Raw genomic sequence first — 940 nt, 5'->3', positions numbered from 1 at the left:
AATCGGCTCGGTATGCCTGACAACCAGCCATGCAACCTGATCGATTATTTTGACCAAAACAAGGACATTAAGGAAAAAGTGGAACGCATTACAATGGCGGTAAAGGAACAGGAGGGCGTTTTATATGGCTGTGCAAACCTGACACTCCGGGAGAATCTGACACCAGAGGAATACCGTGTGGTGGGGCAGTATCTGAGAGGGCAGTACAGCGATGGCTGGGGAGAAAGTCTGGAACAGCGGGAGATCAAGGTAGACGGTGGTGAATTATACTTACATTTCTATGTTGGTGCCGGCTCGGATTTCCAGATACAGGTGAAAGCACCGGAAAACGGTGTGCAGGAAAAGCAGCCGGAACAAAAGCCGTCCCGTCCAGAACTTAAGCTCTTAGGGCATGACGGAAATATTTTCTCAATCCTTGGGGATGCCGCAAGACTGCTTAGACGTGCCGGGATGTCCGAACAGGCCAACGAAATGGCGGATCGTGTCCACAAGAGCAGCAATTACTATGAAGCGCTGGGAATCATCAGCGAATACGTGGAAACCGAGCTGTCGGACCACCGTGAACAGCCCAGAACGCCAAGAAAAGAAACACTGAAAAAAGAGGATACCTGCCGATGAGCAGTTCCATAAAGAAAAGCACTTCCAGAGAAATCTGGAAAATAAGCGACCGAAAGGATGATGCCTATGGGAAATACCCTGAAACTTGAAGATCTTTTAAAACCGGACTGTGTGCCGGATGAGTCTGCCGGAGGGGAGAACTGGCGTATCCTGCATGGAGATACCTTAAAACTGGTCAAAGGATTCCAGCCGGGGATCTTTGATGCAGTTATAACCGATCCGCCCTATGCGTCCGGGGGAACCAAGCAGAACGAACGCAACCGAACTACCAACCAGAAGTACAGCAGCATGAAAGCAGAAAATGCCCTGCCGGATTTTGATG

General features: G+C 49.8%; 1 protein-coding gene and 1 pseudogene. Both read left to right on the top strand.

The features are described 5' to 3' along the window. Positions 1-618 (top strand): hypothetical protein (locus tag LIQ05_RS19330; protein ID WP_226822932.1); only part of this gene is annotated, 618 nt, incomplete at its 5' end. A 66-nt stretch (positions 619-684) separates the two neighbouring features. Further along, positions 685-940, top strand: a pseudogene (locus tag LIQ05_RS19325) (site-specific DNA-methyltransferase); the annotation flags it as partial.

Origin of the sequence: Blautia glucerasea, from assembly GCF_020537505.1 — a bacterium.
Classification (GTDB): domain Bacteria; phylum Bacillota; class Clostridia; order Lachnospirales; family Lachnospiraceae; genus Blautia_A.
Note: the sequence above shows the minus strand (reverse complement) of the source record. Positions and strands in the feature narration are given on the sequence as shown.